Here is a 5,730-nt window from a genome sequence, read left to right as displayed (position 1 = left end):
TTTTTCTAAAATTTACAGAGTAAATGATAGATATATTGCAAGATTTGATGGCTCTTATGAAAATAATGTGATAGGCACATATTTTCATGGATTGTTTGAAAATTTGGAGTTTACAGAACTGTTAATTAACATGATCAGAGCAAAAAAATCACTGGAACCATTAAAAATAAAGTTTGAAAGTGTTGAAGCGAACATTGATATCATTGCAAAAATTGTGAAAAAAAACGTAAATTATGAGATACTAATAAAGTGAAATAAATGAAAACGCCAAAGATCACAATGTGGCAGGCTACCGCAATAGGACTGGGCAATATTATAGGGGCAGGCATATTTGTACTGGCTGGCACAGTGATCTATCAGGCTGGGCCCGGCGCAATACTTGCGTTCATATTAACGGCAATACTCGCAGCTACTGTTGCTCTAAACAGCGCAGAACTCTCATCCAAGATCATCACGCATGGGGGATTATACTCGTTTGTAAAAGTGACAATGGGCGATTCTCTAGGATTTATAGTAGGCTGGCTCAGAGCTATATCATACTCTATCGCTGCATCTGCTGTGGCGTTAGGGTTTGCAGCATACTTGCTTTCTATGTTTCAAATCTCTTCAAATGTCATGATTATCATAATATCCGTAATCATGATTCTTGCAGTTACGGTAATCGATTATGTGGGTTTGAAACTGGTTGCAAAGATAGAGCAATTTTTAGTGTTCATTACTGTTGGAGGCCTGATAATATTTATAATAGTGTCCATATTTTATGGCTCTTGGAGCACTGTAAGATTCACACCTTTGTTGCCAAAAGGACCAATGAGCATAGTTGAATCTGCGTCACTGGCATTTTTTGCCTATTCTGGCTTCAACACCATAGCCACGCTCACACCCGAGGTAAAAGATGGTGCTAAAAACGTGCCAAAGGCAATTATCATTGCGCTTTTAACCAGTACGGTGTTATATATCCTGGTGGTGGTAGGCATGCTGGCACTGATGCCATGGCAGTACTATGGCATTACTGCAGATCCCCTTGCTAACGCACTGACGTATGTGCATGCCTCTCCGGTCATAGAGCTGATAATCAGCATTGTTGCAATTTTGGCAACTGTAACAGTAACTATATCTCTGATCGTGGCAGGATCCAGAACATTGTTGCAAATGAGCGAAGATGGCATGTTTCCAAAATGGATAGGCGGCATATCTGGCGATTCTCCAAAAAGGGCAGTTTTGATAATCGGAGCGGTCACCGTGTTTTCGCTGTTTCTTGGAAATTTAAAATATATAGCATTGGCCTCGAACTTTGGCGTGATTTTTTCGTATAGTCTTACAGGGCTAGCAGTGGTAATAATACGAAAGAGAAAGGTGAAAGGGCCTTTTCGTTCTCCATTATATCCTGCAGTACAGATACTCTCAATTATATTATCGGCAGTGATCATGTTTGCACTGGGAACTCAGGCACTGTACCTTGGCATGATAGTTATTACGATAGGAATAATACTTTACGCGTTACATAAAGAAAAAATAGTGAATATTTGAAAATCCTTAAATTTAGGTGTTTATATCCTGGTGTAATGATGCATCTAGATAGAGAAATAGAGATCACTGACAAACTGCTTTACAACGTTTTACTGCACTTTAAAAAGTATGGCACGGATTATGCAAAGTCTCTAGGGCGTGATCTGGAGCTGAACAAGAGAGATGCGTGTAAGATTTTGAAGCTATTGTTTGAAAAAGGATATCTAGACAAGAGAACTGGCGGAATGCTAAAGAAAAAAGATGCAAAATTGAAAAGAAGAGTTACCACCCATCCACATCATACTTACTATGTGCTATCTGAAAAAGGTGCTATGATCTTAAAACAGCTTGAAGAAAAGGATCATGTATGACCATTAAAAGACAAGTAATGCAGATTGTTGCTACAACTAGCTTTTTCAGGTCTTTTTCGTATGGTGCATTATGGTCATTTTTAATGTTATTTCTGACTACCAAGCTTGACGTTAATATTGCCATTGCGGGATTGTACATGCTGTTTGCAGGAGTTACTGGTGCTGTGTTTCAGGTAGTTTTTGGCGCAATCTCAGATTCTATTGGTAGAAAAAAAATCATGATTTTGGGGCAGGCCGGGCAGGGACTGATGTTTATGGTCATGGGCTTGGCGTTAATGAACAAGAACCTGTACTTAATCATCAGTGCACTGGTAGTACAGAGCATATCAAGCGGAGCTGTATTCTCATCGTTCAATGCTATGATTGCAGATGTGCTTGACGAAAACGAGAGGTTCAGAGGCTATGCACTGCAACGTGCTACTGCAAATCTAGGATGGGGAATCGGGCCTGCAATAAGCGGGTTTTTATATGTGCTAAATTATTATACAATCTCTTTTCTATTGGTTGGAATAATGCTTATATCGCTTGTAATATTAATAAACAGAATACCCGAGACCAACAAAACCAGATACACTTTCAGGTTCAGAGATCTCTCCAACACCCTGTTAAATGTGAAGTTTCTATTGTTTAGCATAGCGGGATTTATTGCATTTTTAGTGTTTGGACAGCTGAACAGCACATATCCAATATATGAAGAGACCATCAACAGGATCTCTACGTCAATAATCGGGCTTACATGGGCCTTGAACGGGTTTATGGTGGGAGGATTGCAGTATTATATAGCCAAATTCGCAAAAGTGAAAAACGCATATTATTTCATGATATTTGGCATATTGATTTATGGTGCTGGCTATTTTATGTTATCATTTTATTCTTCTATCATCTGGCTATTTTTCACAATGAGCATTATCTCGCTAGGAGAAATTGTGTATTCTGCAACTGTGACCGCATCAGCAATAAACATGGCACCGAAAAAGGATATTGGAAAATACACGGGTACCTACGGGCTGTTTACCAGCATTGGCAGAGCTGCAGGACCGTTTTATGGTGGTGTGATATTTTCCATAACGGTATCTTCGTATTATAGATGGTCTATGATCTTTGTCACTGCTGCAGTTTCATCATTAATCTACACGATAATAATGTACATGCTATATGAACGCTCAAAATCTTAGTTTCATATTTTGTATTTTTCCAGTAATTTTATATATTCTTCCGGAATGGGTATCGGTACAAATTCATTATTGATCGAAGCTATTGTAAGCTCGCATCTAGCTGCCTCTTTTTGCTGTGTTTCGTTGAATATATCAAAATGGTAGGTAATATGCTTTTTTCCAAGCTCTTTGATTTTTAGTTCTATAACAGCAATATCGTTGAACCTTAGAGGATACTTAAAGTCGCATGTAGCTTTGACTCTCGGAAAAGATATGTTTTTAGAGCTGCTGAATGATACACCTAGCGAATTAGTAAACTCTTCTTCTACTTTCTCACAAGCTCTAAAATAATTTGAAAAATGCATTATGCCGAGCGCATCCGTATCCACCCATGAAACCCTGTATTTGGTCTTGAAGTTATTCATAAATTCTGAAAAGTACAATATTTATTTTAATCTTTGGTCAAAGCAAGAAAAGTTTATTAGAGATTTCTTGATGTTTATTGTCATGCAAGAGATCAAGATTAGAAATGCAACAATGCGCGATAAGCCACGCATTCTGGAATTTTGTAAAAACACTTGGCAAGGTATGAAAGGATTGGAGGATACTCAGCATGATTATATAGCGTTTGTTTACGATGCTTGGGTCAGAAAAAAATCGATGATTACTGCCGAGATAGATCATAGACCCGTAGCAATATTAAACGTCAATCCCTACAAAGATGGCAGTGCATGGCTGGAGGGCATGAGAGTGGATCCTGAATATAGAAGAAAAGGTATTGCTAGTATGCTCACTTCCTACGTTCTTGAAAAATATCCAAAAGTGAGACTTTCTATTTTTGACTGGAATGAACCGTCCAAGAAACTGGCTGAAACACTGGGTGCAAAAATGATAGATACCTACATTTTCATCAACCTTGACGATTTTAAATATAAAACTGAAAATTGCAAGTTTGCAAAAGTGCCAGAGCGAATATTTGCACTTACTGATTATGGCAAAAAACCGGTTTTTGTAGACTGGAACTATTTTTATCCAGATCTTGAAACAATAAAAACGCTGGTAAATAAAAGATGTATCTTGGAAGATTACAATGGATTTGGATTCGTGCTTAGATCAAAAGAGGACGTTTCACTGATTATCGACCACGCAGTCAAAATTGACAGACTCGTAAACTCATTCTGCACGAGATATAAAAATCGAAAAAAGTTATTGATCTTATCCTCTGCCATATATGATTCTAACAATGATTTTCCTTGCACTAAAACTGAAAAATTGAATATATATGAGATTTCTCGATGATCATTTGTATTTTTCCAGCATATCATTTTTGAGCTTATTGTATTCTTGTTCTTTGATCGAGATCCTGATTCTATTCATCAGATTAAGCATGAAAGAGAGATTGTGGATCGTTAAAAGGCGCATTGCCAGCATCTCTTTTTCTTTGAATAGATGATATATATATGATCTTGTATAGGTTTTACATGCATAACAATCACACTCTTCATCAATTGGTTTAGTATCATCCTTAAAATTTGATTTTCTCAAATCCAATATTCCTTTAGATGTAAACGCCATCTTGTGCCTCGCGTTGCGAGTGGGAAACACAGAATCGAATATATCAATGCCACTCTCTATAGAATTGAACACTTCAGATAATGATCCCACACCCATCAGGTATCTTGGTTTATCTTCTGGCAATAATGATACTGTGTACCTTGCAATCTTGATCATTATGTCCAAAGGCTCTCCTATTAAAAGACCACCTATTGCATATCCATCAAAATCGAGAGGCAACAGATCTGCAGCACTTTGATCTCTGTATTTCTCATAGATAGATCCCTGAACTATTCCAAAGCTGAGCCCTTTCCTGCTGCTTTTAAATCTCTCAGCCCAATTTTTATTTAATATAAGACTCTTTTCAATATTTTTTATATTTGTACCGTAAGGAACACAATAGTCCAGCATCATCGCTATGTCCGATCCCAGCCGATTCTGTATCTCTGCACTCTTCTCTGGCGTGATAAGATGCAGAGACCCGTCTTTCGGATCTCTGAACGTTATGCCCTCTTTCGAGGCTCTGACAAAAAATGGGGTTTTGATAATCTGAAACCCGCCACTGTCAGTTAATATAGAATTATGAAAATTCATAAAATCATGCAAGGATCCATGCTTTTCGATTGTCTCCAAGCCAGGATGCAAGTATAAATGCAGAGAGTTTGAAATTAATACCTTAGTGTTCAGCTCTTCCAGTTCTTTGACGTTAAGCGTTTTAACTGCTCCTTTTGTAGCTACCGGCATGAAAACAGGAGTATCTATAATGCCGTGAGGTGTATCTAATACTCCGAGCCGCGCATTAGAATCGGTTTCGATGATCTTGAACATATAAAAGATAATATGCAGCTAGGATAAAAAAGTTTTAATTTGAAAGAGTGTTTATCATCATTATATGTATAAGGATTATTTAGAACAAATAGAACATATAACTGTTAAAGAAAGAGTTAGCAAGGATCTTGAATTGTCAAACTATCTGATAAAACATCTCGGTACTCCCGTTTATTTTGAGAATCTAGATGGATACAAAGCTGTAGGAAATTTGTGGGCGAGCAGAGCAAGTTTTGCAAAGGTTTTGAAAATTGAAGAGAAAGATCTAAAGCTAAAGATGTTGCAGGCAATCGAGAATCCAAAACCGGTAAAGA

The 5,730-nt window shown here is 37.5% G+C and carries 8 protein-coding genes; 6 read left to right on the top strand and 2 right to left on the bottom strand.

From position 1 onward, the window contains the following. The 4 genes from QXQ25_06515 to QXQ25_06500 all read left to right on the top strand — a co-directional run. Nucleotides 1-253, top strand: a 253-nt coding sequence (locus QXQ25_06515; protein ID MEM0161355.1) for a cobyric acid synthase, incomplete at its 5' end; no start/stop codon positions are given. A gap of 5 nt (nucleotides 254-258) precedes the next feature. Further along, nucleotides 259-1,530, top strand: a complete 1,272-nt coding sequence (locus QXQ25_06510; GenBank protein ID MEM0161354.1) for an amino acid permease — start codon at nucleotides 259-261, stop codon at nucleotides 1,528-1,530. A gap of 35 nt (nucleotides 1,531-1,565) precedes the next feature. After that, nucleotides 1,566-1,880: a DUF2250 domain-containing protein gene (locus tag QXQ25_06505; protein ID MEM0161353.1), complete on the top strand. Its 315-nt coding sequence runs from the start codon at nucleotides 1,566-1,568 to the stop codon at nucleotides 1,878-1,880. Continuing rightward, nucleotides 1,877-3,055 (top strand): MFS transporter, encoded by a 1,179-nt coding sequence (locus tag QXQ25_06500; GenBank protein ID MEM0161352.1) that lies wholly within the window; start codon nucleotides 1,877-1,879, stop codon nucleotides 3,053-3,055. The genes QXQ25_06505 and QXQ25_06500 overlap by 4 nt, the downstream gene beginning before the upstream one ends. A gap of 2 nt (nucleotides 3,056-3,057) precedes the next feature. Here QXQ25_06500 and QXQ25_06495 read toward each other — a convergent pair whose 3' ends face one another. Further along, nucleotides 3,058-3,459, bottom strand: a complete 402-nt coding sequence (locus QXQ25_06495) for a thioesterase family protein (GenBank protein MEM0161351.1) — start codon at nucleotides 3,457-3,459, stop codon at nucleotides 3,058-3,060. Nucleotides 3,460-3,541: 82 nt separating this feature from the next. Between QXQ25_06495 and QXQ25_06490 the strand changes: the two genes are divergently transcribed. After that, on the top strand, nucleotides 3,542-4,333 hold the full coding sequence (locus QXQ25_06490; protein ID MEM0161350.1) for a GNAT family N-acetyltransferase: 792 nt from the start codon (nucleotides 3,542-3,544) through the stop codon (nucleotides 4,331-4,333). On the opposite strand, the gene tgt is transcribed toward QXQ25_06490, so the two are convergent. Then, nucleotides 4,334-5,416 carry a tRNA guanosine(34) transglycosylase Tgt gene (gene tgt, locus QXQ25_06485; protein MEM0161349.1) on the bottom strand — a complete coding sequence of 361 codons (1,083 nt, stop codon included), beginning with the start codon at nucleotides 5,414-5,416 and terminating at the stop codon, nucleotides 4,334-4,336. It abuts the gene before it with no gap. 64 nt (nucleotides 5,417-5,480) lie between these two features. Between tgt and QXQ25_06480 the strand changes: the two genes are divergently transcribed. Beyond that, nucleotides 5,481-5,730: UbiD family decarboxylase (locus tag QXQ25_06480; protein ID MEM0161348.1), on the top strand; the 250-nt coding region annotated here is incomplete at its 3' end.

It is taken from the genome of Thermoplasmata archaeon, assembly GCA_038729465.1.
GTDB lineage: Archaea > Thermoplasmatota > Thermoplasmata > Thermoplasmatales > ARK-15 > JAVRLB01.
Note: the sequence above shows the minus strand (reverse complement) of the source record. Positions and strands in the feature narration are given on the sequence as shown.

Bases quoted from the DNA above. Each gene is read 5' to 3' on its own strand.
- QXQ25_06495 (MEM0161351.1), bottom strand. From the start codon at position 3,459: ATGAATAACTTCAAGACCAAATACAGGGTTTCATGGGTGGATACGGAT.
- tgt (MEM0161349.1), bottom strand. From the start codon at position 5,416: ATGTTCAAGATCATCGAAACCGATTCTAATGCGCGGCTCGGAGTATTA.
- QXQ25_06490 (MEM0161350.1), top strand. From the start codon at position 3,542: ATGCAAGAGATCAAGATTAGAAATGCAACAATGCGCGATAAGCCACGC.
- QXQ25_06510 (MEM0161354.1), top strand. From the start codon at position 259: ATGAAAACGCCAAAGATCACAATGTGGCAGGCTACCGCAATAGGACTG.
- QXQ25_06500 (MEM0161352.1), top strand. From the start codon at position 1,877: ATGACCATTAAAAGACAAGTAATGCAGATTGTTGCTACAACTAGCTTT.
- QXQ25_06505 (MEM0161353.1), top strand. From the start codon at position 1,566: ATGATGCATCTAGATAGAGAAATAGAGATCACTGACAAACTGCTTTAC.